We start from the raw sequence: 14,271 nt of genomic DNA, 5'->3' as shown, positions 1-14,271 counted from the left end.
GGCGTCGCGTTCCTCGAGCGCGCCGAGGAGCTGTCCGGCGCGGGGCTGCGCGTGGCGGTGGGGCGGCTCGCGGGCGCCCTCGCGGGGGGGGTGGGGGGGGGGGTGGGGGGGGGGGGGGGGGGGGGGGGCGGCGTGGGGGGGGGGGGGGGGGGGGTGGGGGGGGGGGGGGGGGGGTTCTGGGGGGGGGGGGGGGGGGGGGGCCGCCCCCCCCCCCCCCCGACGGGGCCCCCGGGGGGGGGGGGGGGGCCCCCCCCCCCCCCCCCCCCCGGCCGGCCGAAAGTGCGTGCTGTGTTCCCCTTGTGCACGGCTTTTTTCTTATCGTGCACCTGTTTCCGGCCGCGCTTGATTCACGCCATGGTCACGACGGAACATTCACGCGGCGGGCAGATATGCCGAAGCCATTTCCGGAGGAATGATGACCGCAGCCAAGATTCCCGTGCCGGCCGAACACATTTACGACACGCAGGTACGCCTGCGCCGTACCGGACCGGTCGTGCCGGTGGAACTGCCCGGCGGCGTCGAGGTGTGGGCGGCCAACACGCACGCCGCGGTGCACGAGGTCCTGGCCGACGACAAGGTGTACGCGAGAAACGCCCGGCACTGGCCCGCCCTGCGCGACGGCACCATCCCCGCGGACTGGCCTTTCCTGCCATTCGTGGAGGGCGACAACATGCTGATGCAGGACGGCGCCGACCACCGGCGGATGCGCGCCATGGTGAACCGGGCGTTCACCCCGGCGCGGGTGGCGGCGCTCGCACCGCGCATCGGGGAGATCGCCGGCGAGCTCGCCGACGACGTGGCCGCCGCCGGCGACGGCGTCGACCTGGTGTCGGCGTTCGGCGGAGTGCTGCCCCTGCAGGTGATCTGCGAGCTGTTCGGCATTCCCGAACCCGACCGGGCACAGTTCCGCGTCTGGACGCAACAGGTGATGAGCGCCGGCGGCGAGGGCATCGCGGCGCGCCAGGCGATGGTCGGCTACCTCGCCCGTTTCGTCGACCGCCGGCGCGGCGACCCGAAGGACGATCTCACCTCGACGCTGATCGCGGTCCAGAAGGACGGCGAGGTGACCCTGTCCGACGAGGAGCTCGCCGACCTGCTCTGGCTGATCCTGCTCGCCGGGAACGAGACCACGACGCACCTGCTGAACAACGCCGTCGTCGCCCTGTCCCGCCACGAGGACCAGCGCGACCTGGCCGTCCGCGAGGGCCGGTGGGCCGAGGTCGTCGAGGAGACCCTGCGCAGGTATCCGTCGGTGGCGACCGTGCTCATGAGGTACACGACGCGGGACACGACGCTGGCCGGGGTCGACCTGCCGGCCGGGGCCCCGATCCTGCTCTCGGTGTCGGCCACCCTGACCGACACCGCGCAGCACGGTGCCGGCGCCGACCGGTTCGACATCACCCGTACGCAACGGCCCAACCTCGCGTTCGGCCACGGACCGCACTTCTGCCTCGGAGCCCCGCTCGGCCGACTGGAGGGCCGGATCGGCCTGGCCACGCTGTACGGGCGGTTCCCGAAGATGCGCATGGCGATCGATCCGGCCGACCTGGTCTACACGTCGTTCTCCACCAGCGGGCCGACGTCGCTCCCGGTCCTTCTGGGCTGACCTTCCGATACCGAACAAAGGAGTGACGATGCCAGATTCCCCCGCGTACGACGTGCAGGCGGCGATCGCGAGCCTGCGGGCGGAACAGACCCGTATCCAGGCGGCCACCGACCGGATGACGGCGGTGACCGGCTCTTCGTCCTCGAAGGACAGGATGGTCACGGCGACCGTCGACGGCCAGGGCCGGCTGGTCGAGCTGAAGCTGACGGGCACGAGGTACCGGCAGCTGGCACCGGTGGAGCTGGCCGCGCGCATCGCCCGGACGGTCCGGTCGGCCCAGGACGACGCGGCCCGTACGGCGGCGACGGCGCTGGCCGAGCTGCTGCCCGCCGGCCTGGGGCTCCCCATCGACGGAGGTCTCGACCTCGGCGCGATGTTCGACACCGCGGTGTCGGCGATGGCCTCCGACGGCGCCCCGGAGGGGGAACACGATCCCCGATGACGGGCCCGGCGTACGCCGACTGTGCTCAGTGTGCTGCGCCTTTCTCCTGACGTGCACGATCCGCCGAGTCGGAGCGAACAGACCTTGAATTCCGCCGGCACGGACGTATTCTTGCCCAAAATTCGCATTTAAGCATCGACAAAACGTCCGTCGCATGGTGCTCGCGCCTATTAGAACAATGGCGTCGAGGCCGTATCTGGAATGGATCGGCACGAACAAGGGAGACGGCATGACCACCTCGGCTCTGACCCACGGCACGGCGGGCGACGCACTGTCACCGGCGCCGCTCATGCAGCTGGCGACCGGCTTCTACAGCTTCGAGACCTTCGCCACGGCCGTCGAGCTGGGCCTGTTCACCCGCCTGGCCGGCGGGCGCCGCGTCACCGTGGAGGAGCTGGCCGCCGAGTTCGGGTTCGCGCACCGGCCGGCCGATCTGCTCCTCGTCGCGTGCGCGTCGCTCGGCCTGCTGGAAAAGGACGGCGACGCCTATCGCAACGCGCCGCTGGCCGAGGAATACCTCGTCGCCGGACGGCCGGCGTACTTCGGCGGATTCGTACGATTCTGCGAGCACCGCGAATATCTCGGCTGGCACAAACTCATCGACGCGCTCCGCGGAGACCGCCCGGTGACGTGGGACCCGGAGACCCAGGACTCGCTGTTCTCCGACGTGGATCCGGTGATGCTGGAGCTGTTCTGGGAGGCGATGCACTCCCTGTCCATGTCCACGGCCGCGTGCCTGGCCGACGCGTACGACTTCGCCGGTCACACCCGCCTCCTCGACGTGGGCGGCGGATCCGGCGCCTTCCCGATCGTGCTCTGCCGGCGCCATCCCCACCTCCGCGCGACGGTGTACGACCTCCCGCACGTCTGCGAGCAGGCGCGGCAGAAGATCGACGCGGCCGGGCTCGGCGGGAAGGTCACGACTCAGGCGGGCGACTTCCGCGATCAGCGCGGTCTGCCCGAGGCGCACGACGTGATCTTGCTGTCGAACATCCTGCACGACTGGGACGAACGGACCGGTCGCGACCTTCTCACCGCGTGCCACCGGGCGCTCGTGCCCGGCGGCGTCGTGTTGATCAGCGAGCTCCTGCTCAACTCCGAGCGGACCGGCCCGCCCGCCGCCGCCCTGATGGGGATGAACATGCTCGTCGAGACCGTCGGCGGCAAGAACTACTCCGGCGACGAGCTCACCTCCTGGCTGACCGACGCAGGCTTCCACGGCGTGCAGATCATCGAGATCGACGCCGCGGGCGCCAACGGAGTCGTCGTGGCGCGCAAGCAGTGATCGTCACCCCACGCACCTGAGGAGGGGACCATGACAGACAGGCGTGTCGTCATCACGGGCGTCGGGGCGATCACCCCGATCGGCCGGACCGTCGATGAGGCCTTCGAGACCCTGATGGCCGGGCGCAGCGGCGTCGGGAGGACCACGCGTTTCGACACGTCCCGCTGTGCGGTGAAGACGGCGGCGGAGATCACCGGGTTCGACCCGCTGAGCCACGGGCTGTCGGCCCGCGACGTACGGGTGCTGGACCGCTACCAGCAGTACGCCTTGGCGGCCGCGGACGCGGCGGTGACCGACGCACGGCTCGACCTGCCCCGCAACGAGATCGTCTCGCGGCACAAGTCACACCGCCGGTTCGACCGCTACGGTGCGGCGATCGGCATGGCGTTCTCCAGCACCGAGGTGCTCGCCGCCCAGTTCGCCCGGCTCGCGGCCAAGGGCACGGCGGGCGTGTCTCCACGGCTGTTCAACATGACGCTGCCCAACGCCGGGACGTCGGTGCTGTCGGTGCGTTTCGGGCTCTGCGGGCCGCTGGTGACGGTCAGCGGCGCGTCCGCGTCGGGAGCGGACTCGATCATCGCCGCGTACGACAAGATCCGGCACGGCCGGGCGGAGGTGATGCTGGCCGGCGGCGCCGAGTCGCCCATCACCGAGATCATCGTGTCCGGCTTCGTGCAGAACCACACCGGTGCGCGCTCGGGTGCGTGCCGTCCCTTCGACCGCGACCGTGACGGCACCGTCCTGGGTGAGGGCGCCGCCGTCATGGTGCTCGAGGAGCGCGACCACGCCGTCGCCCGCAAGGCCCGGATCCACGGGGAGATGCTCGGGTACGGCCTGCGCGGTGACGCCTTCGACATGAGCGACATCCCGCCGCACGACGCGCCGGGGATGACCGCCTGCCTGCTCGAAGCCTTCGCCGACGCCGGGGTCGACGCCCGGGACGTGGGGTACCTGAACGTCCACGGCACCGCGACCAAGTCGAACGACCCCGCCGAGGCGACCGCGATCCGCAAGGTGTTCGGCGACCATCTCGACGGGCTCAGGGTCAGCGGGATCAAGGGAAGCACCGGCCACATGCTCGGCGGCTCGGGCGCGTTCGAGGCCGTGGTCGCCCTGCTGGCGAGCGTCCGTGACCAGGTCCCGCCGACGTACGGGCTGGTCGACGTCGCCCCCGGGTGCGAGCTCGGCCACGTCATCGGGCAGGGCACACGGAGCCCCGTGCCGGTCGCGATCTCCACCAGCGTCGGCATGGGCGGCAACAACTCCGCCATCGTCGTCCGCGGCTCCTGACGGCCCACTCCAGAAGCGAGGCGTACAAGATGGCACCACTCCGGAAGATCCTCGTCATCGGAGGCGGCCCGGCGGGATCGGTCACGGCCACCCTGCTCGCGCGCGAAGGGCTCGACGTCCACCTGCTGGAGCGTGAGCACTTCCCCCGCTATCACATCGGCGAGTCCCTCACCCCGTCCACGCGGACCGTACTCGACCTGCTCGGACTCTCCGGCCGGCTGGACGCCGGCGGCTTCCAGATCAAGCGCGGTGGCGTCTTCCGCTGGGGCTCGGACGAGTGGGTCGTCGACTGGAGCAAGCTGTTCGGTCCGCAGGTGTGCTCGTGGCAGGTCGACCGTGCCGCCTTCGACCAGCTCCTCCTGGAGAACGCGGAGGCGAGCGGCGTCACGGTCGACCAGGGCGTGGCCGCGCGGAACGTGGTCTTCGACTCCGGCCGGCCGGTGTCCGTGACGTGCACCCGGGACCGGGGCGAGCCGTTCGTGATCGACGACTTCGACTTCCTCGTGGACGCCTCGGGAAGATCGGGGCTGCTGAGCACGCGGCATCTCGGGAACCGGCGCCCCCATCCCCTCTTCCGGAACGTCGCCATCTGGGGCTACTGGGCGAACGCCGGGCAGCTGCCGCTCACGCCGGAGGGAGGCATCAACGTCATCTCCTCGCCGGACGGCTGGTACTGGATCATTCCGCTGGCGGACGGCCGGACGAGCGTCGGCCTGGTGTCGCCGAAGGACGTCTTCGCCCGGCACCGCTCCCGGCACTCCTCGCCGGAGGAGCTCTACCACGCGCTGATCGGGCGCTCGGCCGCCGTCGGTGACCTGCTGCGGGAGGCCGAGTTCCGGCCGGCCGTACGCGTGGAGACCGACTACTCCTACACGGCCGACGCGTTCAGCGGACCGGGCCACATGCTCGTCGGCGACGCCGCGTGCTTCCTGGATCCGCTGCTGTCGACCGGGGTCCATCTCGCGATGTACAGCGGGCTCACCGCCGCCGCGTCGATCGCCGCGAACGCCCGTGGCGAGGTCACCGGCCAGGAGGCGCTCGGCTTCTTCGAGTACACCTACCGCCGGGCGTACACGCGGCTGCTCGCCCTGGTGAGCAGCATGTACGACGACTACGACACCAAAGAGGACTTCTTCTGGACCGCGGAGCGGCTGGTCCACGGCGACCACGGCGCCGGCCGGTCCGGGGCCGCCCCGTTCGGGGAGATCATCGCGGGCCTGTCGGACCTCCGCGAGGCGACCGTGTCGTCCACACGCGTGCTCACCGAGCGGCTGACCGACGAGGCGTTCCGGGTCCAGCGCCGCGCGATGGCCGGGGGCACCGGCCGGCCGGACCTCGCCCCGCTGCGGGAGAGCCCGCTCGACGACAATGAGTGGCGGGGATGGCAGCTGGTCACCGAACCGCGTCTCGGGCTCGCGCGGTCGGAGGGGGACGGGAAATGACGCCGGCCGGCAGGATAGACGTCCACACCCACTATCTCGGCGGGGTCGTGGACCGGTGGTTCAGCTCCTTCGGCCATACGATGACCGGCGGCTATCGCCTGGGGGAGTGGACGGCCGAGAAGGCGCTGGCGTTCATGGCGCGCAACGACATCGCCGTCCAGGTCCTCTCCTTCCCGCTCTCCGTCGGGGGGCGCTCGCGGGCGCCGGACGGCCCGCTAAGGTTCGTACGCCGGCTCAACGAGGAGTACGCGGACCTGATCGGGGACCACCCGGACCGCTTCGGCGCCTTCGCGTCGGTGCCGCTGACGACGCCCGACGCGGCGCTGGCGGAGATCGAGTACGCCCTCGACGAGCTGAGGCTGGACGGTGTGGTCCTCAACTCGAACGCCGAGGGAAAATACTTCGGCGACCCCTTCTTCGAGCCGGTGCTCGCCGAGCTGTCCAGGCGGCGTACGCCCGTCTTCGTCCATCCCGAGGAGGCGCCGCACATCGGTGAGCTCGGCCTCGGCCGGCCCAGCTCGGTGATCGAGTTTCCGCTGGACACGGCCAGGAACATCACCAACGCCATCTACCGCGGAGTCTTCCAGCGGCACCCGGGGCTGTGTCTCATCCTGGCCCACTGCGGCGGCGCGCTCCCGGCCCTCGGCTGGCGCATCGCCGAGCACGCGGAGATGGGACGCGGCCCGGACGACGCCGATGTCGGCCCGGACCACGTCACCGAGGTGCTGGCGACGCTGTTCTACGAGACGGCGCTCGCGGCGAGTCCCCACTCCCTGCTGCCGGCTCTGCAGGTGGCGAGCAGCGCCCGCCTGCTCTTCGGCACCGACTTCCCGGCCGCCTCCGACCGCGCGATCGGCCACAACCTCGAGAACTGGGAGAGGTTCGGCGGCCTGGACGCCGGCGAACGCGCCGCCGCCGAGCGGTCGAACGCGCTACGCCTCTTCCCGAGGCTCCGTGGCGACGGCGCCGCTCACGTGAGGTGGACGGGAAGCGACGCCGGCCCGGTCGTGGCGAAGGAGTTGTAGACGAGCTCGCCCGGGTCGACGGCGATGCGCAGCTTGGGGAACCGCTCGTACAGCGCCGCCAGCGCGATCGCGCCTTCGAGGCGGGCGAGCGGAGCCCCGAGGCAGAAGTGCGGCCCGTGACCGAACGCCAGGCCCGGCCGCTGGGCGCGGGTGATGTCGAACCGGCCGGCGCCGGAGCCGTGCCGGCCCGGATCGGTGAGGGTGGCCGACAGGGAGATCAGCAGCGCGTCACCGGCGGGGAGGCCCACCCCGGCCAGGACGGTGTCCTGCGTGGTGTAGCGCAGCATGAGGGTCGCGATGGAGGGGTAGCGGCGCAGCGTCTCCTCCACCACCTGCGCCCACATGCCGTCCCGTACGGCGAGATCGCGCTGGTCCGGATGCAGGGACAGCGCGAGGACGGCGTTGCCGAGCAGGTGGATCGTGGTCTCGTGCCCGGCGAGGACGAACACCCACAGCAGGCCGGCGAGCTCCGCGTCGGACAACGTGACCTCGCCGTCCCGCTGCGCGTTGATCAACATCGAGGTCAGGTCGTCGCGTGGGTCCTCGCGGCGCTGGTCGGCGAACCGAGTGAGGTAGGCGATCATCGCCTGACCGGCCTGGACGCTTCCCTCCCCGGCGGCCATCACCATGGTGGTCCAGGTGCGGAACCGCGCCCGTTCGGGTTCCGGAATGCCGAACAGCTCGCAGATCACCCGCATCGGCAGCGCCTCGCCGAACGCCGGGACGAGGTCGACGCCGTCGCCGGCCGCCGCCACGTCGTCCAGGAGTGACTCGGCGATCTCACGGATCCGGGGCGCGAGCGCCGCGACCCGGGCCGACGTGAACGCCTTGTTGATCAGCCCTCGTATGCGCCGGTGGTCCAGGCCGTCCTGCATGAGGAAGTTCTCTCCCTCGATGAACGGGCGGAACGGCCAGTCCGCCGGGATGGTGCCGTCGTGCAGGGCGGTCCAGTGGCGGGCGCTCCGCGCGTACACCTTGTCGTTCCCCAGCACCTCGTGCGCGGCCGCGTGTGTGGTCACCGCCCAGACGGCGACCTCGCCGGGCAGTTCGGCCGGTACGACCGGTCCGATGGAACGCAGCCGCGCATGGGTGTCGTAGATGTGCTCGCCGGGCGCCGGAATCGGGTAGGCGGTCATCGGACTCCTTCTACGGCGGTCGGGCTCGGCGATGGCTCTGGTCGTCGTTTCTACGCTTGCGCGCCGGTCCGGCCGCGCACCCGCGGCGAACTCCGCACGGTGAGAACAGAGCCGTGCACACTCAGCACATTCGGCCGCGTACCGTGCGCTCCCGGCACATCGCGCGGCTCATGGCCGTGCGACGGTGCGGGCCCAGGCCAGCATGACCGCCGCCGTGACGGGTTCGGTCGTGCTCTCCTGCAGGGAGTGCCCGGTCTTCGGGATGACGCCGAACCGCACGTGCCCGGCCGGCCAGTACGGTGCCTCGGCCCGGCGGAGGCTCGCGGTGCTCGTGCAGTCGATGGCGCCGGCGCCGCAGAAGATCAGGTCGCTGCCGCCCACCAGCACCAGCGCGGGCATCGTCAGCCGCCGGCTGATCGCGTCGCCGGGTGTGGCCGGAAGGGAGTATGCGACGATCTCCGGCCCTCCGGTGCTGGACGAGACGTCCTTGAGCCTCTCGTCCAGCGCGATCATCGCCGGAGTGGAGGTGCGGGTGTCGTGGTAGAGGTGGCCGCGCGTGCCCGGCACGGTGGTCTGGTAGCCGTCGTAGCCGAGGCCGGCGAACTTCGGGTCGAGGTTCGCGTCGTGCAACGAGTCGAAGATGTCCTGCGCGGCGTCGGAGACGGCGTGGACGCCGCCGAGGCTGATGAACCCGTCGACGTCGTGGTAGCGGGCGGCCTCCGTCACGCCGACCGCCGAGCCGAAGGAGTGCCCGGCCTCGATGACGTGCCGGAACGCGTGGCCGCCGACCGCGCCGGAGCGCAGGGCGGTCACGACGTCGTGCATCGAGGTGGCCTCACCCGCGATGGTCATGTCGGTGTACGGCGGATGCGTGCTGCGTCCGCTGCCGACGCGGTCGACGTCGAACGTCGCGTAGCCGGCCGCCGTCGCCGCCCGGACATAGGAGTAGACGCGTTTCCGATACGGGAAGTCCCAGTAGGTGCTGTTGTATCCGCCACCCGGGATCAGCAGTTGCACCGTCGCGGGGGCGGTCCGTCCCCGATGGCACAGCTCGCCCCACATCCGGTACGCGCGCGGGCCGTCGTCGGCGAGCCGTACGTCCAGCGTGTGCGCCGCGCAGTGGGTGCCCGGCCGGGACTCGGCGTGCGCGGGAGCGGCGGCGAAGGTCGCCCCCGCCGCCAGCAGCGCGGCACAAAGGACGGATGGCAGAGACCTCATGGTCACTCCTTTTCACCATTCGTGCATTCTCAGTAACGGTAGGTCCGCGTACCGGGGCGGCCAAGAGAGAGCACATGACGGTGCATGGTGAGAAAAGGACCGAGCACTCTCAGCGGAGTCGGATTTCCCCGGATGAACCTTTCCCGGACCGGCCACCGTCTCCGGTGACGACCCACGAAAGGAAGGTGAGCGTGATGGCCGATGACGATGCGGCGTTCGGTGTGCAGATCGGCGGTCTGAAGGCCGGCGCCGGCCGGCTCAGGCGGATCGGTGAACTCATGCGGGAGATCGAGGCCGGTGTCAACATCGCGGCGGAGAAGGGTGATCTCGGCGGCGAGGACAAGATCGGCAAAGCGCTGAGAGAGGCGTACGGCCCGGCGGCGAAGGACGGCGTCGCGTTCGTCAGGAACACCGCGGACCTGCTGGAGCGGCACGGTGCCGTCGCGGCGGATCTCGGTGTCCTGTTCGGAGACGTGAACGACACGGCCACTGAGAACGCCGGAACGGGCCGGAAGGGCTGACCGGTTCGGATCGGGGGCTCAGTCGTCCTGGTGTTCGGCCCGCCGGCGATCGCGCCATTCCCGCGGCGACATTCCGTACGCTTCCTTGAACACCCGGCTGAAATGGCCGGCGTTGACGAATCCCCATCGCTGCGCAGTGGAGAAGATGGGAGTCTCTCGTGCGCCCGGTTTGGTGAGTTCTTTCCGGCATTCCTCCAGGCGCTGTTCCCGGATCCAGTCGCCGAGGCTGATGCCCGCCCGTGCCAGGATCGCGTAGAGGTGGCGCACGGAGATGTGGTGCTCGGAGGCGATGCGCGTCGCGCTGAGATCGTGCTCGGCGAGGTGCGCGCGCACGTACTCCATGATCCTCAGCTCTAACGTGCCGTTGAGCGGTTCGCGTGCCAGGCGCGGGTCGGGCAGGCGGGTCATGATCGCCGCACGGATGAGCTCGATGGTCGGCTCGCTGAGGTCGGTCGCGAGGCAGTCGTTCGCGGCCATCAGGTGGTCGGCCATCCGCTGGAGGTACGTCGAGGCCAGGTCCAGGACGGGATCGCTCCGGCTGAGCCGGAGCGCCGTCAGCTCGGTGAGCGCGTCGGCGGGCAGGGCCAGGTCGTTCTGTGCGATACGGAAGAAGTGCTGGTGGATGCCGGAGTCGTTGACCAGGGTGTACGGGAGGGTGGTGTCGTACAGGGCGATGTCGCCGGGGCGCAGCATCGCCTCCCGTTCGCCCTGGACGACCATGCTGGACCCGGACACCTGCAGGCCGAAGAACACGCTCGGCGGCAGGTCGTCATGGGTGAGGTGTGGCGTACGCCGGACGGTCGTGGCGTTGGAGTGCACCGAGCAGACGTTCAACCGGCCGACGTCGCTGATCGTGCCTCGTGCGGCGATCCGCCTCGGGTCGCGCTGGTGCTCGATCTCGACCCGTACGACGGAGCTCCAGATGGTCTCCCGGATCGCCTCGGCCCGATCGCGTGGGCGCACCTGCTGTGCGTCGAGGATGAGGACCATTCCTCCCACCTCCAGACCCGGCACTCCCGGGGATCGAGGAGTCTGCCGGAATAGTAAGCGTCGAGTTCGGTTGCGGGCTGTCCACATAAGGTCAGTGTTCCGGTACGGAAAAGTGATCGTTGCCGGCGCCGGTCACGTACGCCGAGGTCACCAACGACCGATCCGGCGGCGGCCTCAGGCCGCGGTGTCGGTCTCTTCTTCGGCGAAGATGGACCGCAGCGCGCGAATGGCGTGGTGGTTGCGCGATTTGACGGTGCCGATCGGCACGCCGAGCAGCCGGGCCGTGTCGGCGATCGACCGGTCGCGCAGATGCAGCTCGACCACGACGTCGTGGTGGTGCCGGGGGAGCCGGGTGAGCACGGCCTCCATGTCGTACGCGTCGACCAGCTCGTCGTACGGGTCGTACGCCGGGACCCGCTCCTGGGGCGCCTCGTCCGGGATCTCCGTGGGCCGCGCCGCCACCATGCGGAAGTGGTCGATGGCGATCCGGCGGGCGACCGTGAACAGCCAGCGCCGGCACGCGGCGGGACCGCAGTCCAGCGCCTTCGGATTGCGCCAGGCGCGCACGAGCGTCTCCTGGAGGATGTCCTCGGCCTTGGCCCGGTCGCCGTTGGTGAGCCGGGTGAGGCTGTAAAGCAGCGGGGCTCCGTGCCGCCGGTACAGCTCCGCCAGGCGGGCCTCGTCGAGAGTGGCGTCGTTGTTCGTGTCTTTCCGCACCGTGATTCCCCATTTCCGCATTGCCGGGTGTGGCTTTGTGAACGTGGGTAGAGCGTGCGGCGGGCCGCCAATGACGCCCCAACGAACGACCCGGTGTACGGCCAACGGACACCTCCTTATCTGGCTGTATGGAGAGGTGTTCTCGCTGCTCATAGCTATTGTTCGCCGGATTTCTCTGTGCACGTCGAGAGAAATGCCGTGCACTGAGAGGAAATTGCCGGATAGGTCGCCTGCGGCATTTCTGCGTGAGTGAACCCTCGGTGCGCCGGGCACCGTTCTCCGGGCCATGGCGCTTCAAGAGGCTTCGGTTCTGATCGCGGAGAGGACCCATGGCGGATGACCCTGCCGGCGTGCCGAGCGTTCCCGGCAACGCCAACTGGCCGGAGTGGACGTTCGAGCAGGCCCTCGCGGCGGTCACCGGCGAGGGCGCCGACCTGCACGCGGCGGCGAACGCGGAATGGCTGCAGTTCAACAGCGGCGGAAGCGAGACCGGCAGCGTCAGCTACCACGCCTTCGACCACTACTACTTCGCCGTCGACTTCAACGAAGACGCCATCAACGCCTGGGCCGCGGCCGTCGCCGGCATCGACGCGATGATGAACGACGTCGGCCGGGGCCGGCGGGGGAGCATGGACCTGCAGAGCCTGCGCGACCTCGAGATGGCGATCAAGATGATGGCCGTGTGGGCCGACGGGACCGCACACGGCCTCCACGCCTGGGCCGGGAGCGTGAACACCGCCGACTCGGCGATCCGGGGCAAGGCGGCGTTCCTGGTCCGGTGGCGTCTCAAGGCGAACGGGGACGGCCTGACCGACACCCACGAGCAGCTCACCAGCAGGCACGGCGCGCCGATCGCCGACGCGGTGGGCGCGGCCGGGGACGCGCTGCAGGCGTTCAACACGTCGATGGTGAACGCCTGGCAGAGCGTCTCCGGCCTGCGCGACTTCGTTGTCGAACGCATCAACGCCGAGGTCGCGGCCGTCATGGACTGGATCCACTCCAGCAGGATCGTCAAGGGCGACGCGAACTATGCCCTGGACGATTACGACACGGCAGGGGCGAAGACCTTCATCCAGGACGCCATGTCCAGGTATCCGCTCGGCGACCTCTCGACCGCGGCCGGCTGGTCGGCCATCAACCGCCGGATCACCGCTGACGTCACCGCGAAGCTCAAGGGCTCGCTCGACCCGCCCGCGCAGGCGGCGATCGCGCGGCTGCAACCGGCGTACCAGCTGGCCGCCAGCGCGCTCGTCGCGATCACGCCGCCGCCGGCCGAGACCATGCCCAAGCCGTCGCCGGACACCGATGGCCCGGACGGCAAGGGCCCGCCGGACCCGGACGGCGGCGCGGACGGTAAGGACCTGCCGGATCCGAACGCGGGCGCGGACGGTAAGGACCTGCCCGATCCGAACGCCGGTGCGGACGGTAAGGACCTGCCCGATCCCCACGCGGGCGCGGACGGTACGGGCCTGCCCGATCCTTCCGGTGGTGCCGACGGCGAAGGTCTGCCGGATCCGAGTGGAGACGGATTGCTGGACCCCGGCGGGGGCCCGCTCGACCCGTCCGCCGGCGGGGGCGCGGATCTTTCGAACCCCGGTGCCGGGGGAGGCCTGCCGTCACCCGGTGACGTGGGAGCCGGCGGCGCCGACCCGGCGGCCGGTGGGCTGGGCGGGACGGTCTTCCCGGGCCTGACGGCGCCCGGGGGTGGTTCCGGGAGCGACGCGGGCGGCACGAGCACCGTCGGGCCAGGCGGGGACGGTGCCTTCGTCGAGCCCGGCGGCCCGGGCGACGGCCGGACCTTCCCGGTCGGTGACGGTGACCTCGACCCCTCGATCCTGTCTCCGGGGGCGGGGCGCTCGGACACGGTCCTGCCCCCGGGCACCCTGCCGCCCGGCGGCGGCGCGGGTGACCTCACGTTCCCCGGGGCCGGGCAGGGGGCCGGCAACGGCGGTGGCCTGTCGATCGGTCACGGGGCCGGCGCCCAGGCGGGCGCGGGTGGCCTGCCCGGCGGCTTCGGCGGCGGGCCGGGCGGCTCCGGCGTAGGCGGCGGTTTCGCGGCCGTACCCGGCGGAGGAGGGAACGGAATGCCGACGCCGGCGCAGGCGGCGGGCCCGGCCGGGCCGCCCGGCGCGGCGTCCTCGGGTGACGGATCGGGCGGCGTCCCGTTCTTCCCGCCGATGATGGGCGGCGCGGGGGCCGGTGGCGAAAAGCCGCAGGAACGGCAGCGGCAGACCTGGCTCGCGGAGGACGAGGAGATCTGGGGCACGACCGTGGCGGTCGGCTCCGGGGTGATCGGCCGTCTCGGCGAGGACGACGAGTTCGAGGCCGAGGAGATGTTCTCGGCCGCCGCCGTCCGCGGCCGGAGGCGTACGGACCCGCCGCGCCGCCCCCGTACGGAGCCCCAGGAGGCCCAGCAGGAGACCGGCGGCTCCACGGCGGCCGGCTGACCACCTCGGACGGAAGGAGAGACCGATGACGGACACCCTCGACCACGGCGTACGACCCGCGACGGCCGGCGGGCGGGTGGGCCTGACTCGCCCGGCCGGTCCGTCATCGGCGACGTACGAGCGGGCCGGCGACATGATGAGGAAGGGCTGAT

Annotated in this window: 13 protein-coding genes; 9 read left to right on the top strand and 4 right to left on the bottom strand. The window is 71.1% G+C overall.

Going from position 1 to position 14,271, the window contains the following annotated elements:
• Window positions 1-415: 415 nt before the first annotated feature.
• The 6 genes from QWU11_RS40885 (at window position 416) to QWU11_RS40860 (ending at window position 7,090) form a co-directional block, all read left to right on the top strand.
• Entirely contained in the window at window positions 416-1,606 is a 1,191-nt protein-coding gene (locus QWU11_RS40885; RefSeq protein ID WP_290119947.1) for a cytochrome P450, read from the top strand.
• Between the two features lie 28 nt (window positions 1,607-1,634).
• Window positions 1,635-2,048, top strand: a complete 414-nt coding sequence (locus QWU11_RS40880; protein ID WP_290119946.1) for a YbaB/EbfC family nucleoid-associated protein — start codon at window positions 1,635-1,637, stop codon at window positions 2,046-2,048.
• 229 nt (window positions 2,049-2,277) lie between these two features.
• Entirely contained in the window at window positions 2,278-3,333 is a 1,056-nt protein-coding gene (locus QWU11_RS40875; protein ID WP_290119945.1) for a methyltransferase, read from the top strand.
• A gap of 30 nt (window positions 3,334-3,363) precedes the next feature.
• Window positions 3,364-4,623 (top strand): beta-ketoacyl-[acyl-carrier-protein] synthase family protein, encoded by a 1,260-nt coding sequence (locus QWU11_RS40870; protein WP_290119944.1) that lies wholly within the window; start codon window positions 3,364-3,366, stop codon window positions 4,621-4,623.
• Between the two features lie 29 nt (window positions 4,624-4,652).
• Window positions 4,653-6,065 carry an NAD(P)/FAD-dependent oxidoreductase gene (locus tag QWU11_RS40865; RefSeq protein ID WP_290119943.1) on the top strand — a complete coding sequence of 471 codons (1,413 nt, stop codon included), beginning with the start codon at window positions 4,653-4,655 and terminating at the stop codon, window positions 6,063-6,065.
• Window positions 6,062-7,090, top strand: a complete 1,029-nt coding sequence (locus QWU11_RS40860) for an amidohydrolase family protein (protein WP_290119942.1) — start codon at window positions 6,062-6,064, stop codon at window positions 7,088-7,090. Before QWU11_RS40865 ends, QWU11_RS40860 begins: the two co-directional genes overlap by 4 nt.
• On the opposite strand, the gene QWU11_RS40855 is transcribed toward QWU11_RS40860, so the two are convergent.
• Together QWU11_RS40855 and QWU11_RS40850 are read right to left on the bottom strand one after the other, a co-directional pair.
• The gene (locus QWU11_RS40855; protein WP_290119941.1) at window positions 7,036-8,226 is read right to left on the bottom strand and encodes a cytochrome P450; all 1,191 of its coding nucleotides are present in this window, start codon (window positions 8,224-8,226) and stop codon (window positions 7,036-7,038) included. The two genes, QWU11_RS40860 and QWU11_RS40855, sit on opposite strands and share 55 nt — an antisense overlap.
• Window positions 8,227-8,394: 168 nt before the next feature.
• Window positions 8,395-9,444 (bottom strand): alpha/beta hydrolase, encoded by a 1,050-nt coding sequence (locus tag QWU11_RS40850; RefSeq protein ID WP_290119940.1) that lies wholly within the window; start codon window positions 9,442-9,444, stop codon window positions 8,395-8,397.
• Between the two features lie 194 nt (window positions 9,445-9,638).
• Here QWU11_RS40850 and QWU11_RS40845 point away from each other — a divergent pair, with 194 nt between their 5' ends.
• A complete protein-coding gene (locus QWU11_RS40845; RefSeq protein ID WP_290119939.1) occupies window positions 9,639-9,965 on the top strand; it encodes a hypothetical protein in 327 nt (108 codons plus the stop codon).
• 18 nt (window positions 9,966-9,983) lie between these two features.
• Here QWU11_RS40845 and QWU11_RS40840 read toward each other — a convergent pair whose 3' ends face one another.
• The gene (locus QWU11_RS40840) at window positions 9,984-10,955 is read right to left on the bottom strand and encodes a helix-turn-helix domain-containing protein (RefSeq protein ID WP_290119938.1); all 972 of its coding nucleotides are present in this window, start codon (window positions 10,953-10,955) and stop codon (window positions 9,984-9,986) included.
• Between the two features lie 174 nt (window positions 10,956-11,129).
• Complete coding sequence (locus QWU11_RS40835) at window positions 11,130-11,672, bottom strand: sigma-70 family RNA polymerase sigma factor (protein WP_290119937.1); 543 nt, start codon at window positions 11,670-11,672, stop codon at window positions 11,130-11,132.
• Window positions 11,673-12,001: 329 nt separating this feature from the next.
• On the opposite strand from QWU11_RS40835, the gene QWU11_RS40830 reads away from it, so the two are divergent.
• Both QWU11_RS40830 and QWU11_RS40825 read left to right on the top strand, forming a co-directional pair.
• The gene (locus QWU11_RS40830) at window positions 12,002-14,119 is read left to right on the top strand and encodes a hypothetical protein (RefSeq protein WP_290119936.1); all 2,118 of its coding nucleotides are present in this window, start codon (window positions 12,002-12,004) and stop codon (window positions 14,117-14,119) included.
• A gap of 25 nt (window positions 14,120-14,144) precedes the next feature.
• A complete protein-coding gene (locus QWU11_RS40825) occupies window positions 14,145-14,270 on the top strand; it encodes a hypothetical protein (protein ID WP_290119935.1) in 126 nt (41 codons plus the stop codon).
• The last annotated feature ends 1 nt before the right edge of the window (window position 14,271 follow it).

Origin of the sequence: Actinomadura sp. DC4 (assembly GCF_030406325.1) — a bacterium.
Lineage (GTDB): Bacteria > Actinomycetota > Actinomycetes > Streptosporangiales > Streptosporangiaceae > Actinoallomurus.
The sequence above is the reverse complement of the archived record's forward strand: the minus strand, read 5'-3'. Positions and strand labels throughout refer to the sequence as shown.

Excerpts from the sequence above, each read along its gene's own strand:
- QWU11_RS40885 (WP_290119947.1), top strand. The coding sequence starts at position 416 with ATGACCGCAGCCAAGATTCCCGTGCCGGCCGAACACATTTACGACACG.
- QWU11_RS40880 (WP_290119946.1), top strand. The coding sequence starts at position 1,635 with ATGCCAGATTCCCCCGCGTACGACGTGCAGGCGGCGATCGCGAGCCTG.
- QWU11_RS40875 (WP_290119945.1), top strand. The coding sequence starts at position 2,278 with ATGACCACCTCGGCTCTGACCCACGGCACGGCGGGCGACGCACTGTCA.
- QWU11_RS40870 (WP_290119944.1), top strand. The coding sequence starts at position 3,364 with ATGACAGACAGGCGTGTCGTCATCACGGGCGTCGGGGCGATCACCCCG.
- QWU11_RS40865 (WP_290119943.1), top strand. The coding sequence starts at position 4,653 with ATGGCACCACTCCGGAAGATCCTCGTCATCGGAGGCGGCCCGGCGGGA.
- QWU11_RS40860 (WP_290119942.1), top strand. The coding sequence starts at position 6,062 with ATGACGCCGGCCGGCAGGATAGACGTCCACACCCACTATCTCGGCGGG.
- QWU11_RS40855 (WP_290119941.1), bottom strand. The coding sequence starts at position 8,226 with ATGACCGCCTACCCGATTCCGGCGCCCGGCGAGCACATCTACGACACC.
- QWU11_RS40850 (WP_290119940.1), bottom strand. The coding sequence starts at position 9,444 with ATGAGGTCTCTGCCATCCGTCCTTTGTGCCGCGCTGCTGGCGGCGGGG.
- QWU11_RS40845 (WP_290119939.1), top strand. The coding sequence starts at position 9,639 with ATGGCCGATGACGATGCGGCGTTCGGTGTGCAGATCGGCGGTCTGAAG.
- QWU11_RS40840 (WP_290119938.1), bottom strand. The coding sequence starts at position 10,955 with ATGGTCCTCATCCTCGACGCACAGCAGGTGCGCCCACGCGATCGGGCC.
- QWU11_RS40830 (WP_290119936.1), top strand. The coding sequence starts at position 12,002 with ATGGCGGATGACCCTGCCGGCGTGCCGAGCGTTCCCGGCAACGCCAAC.
- QWU11_RS40825 (WP_290119935.1), top strand. The coding sequence starts at position 14,145 with ATGACGGACACCCTCGACCACGGCGTACGACCCGCGACGGCCGGCGGG.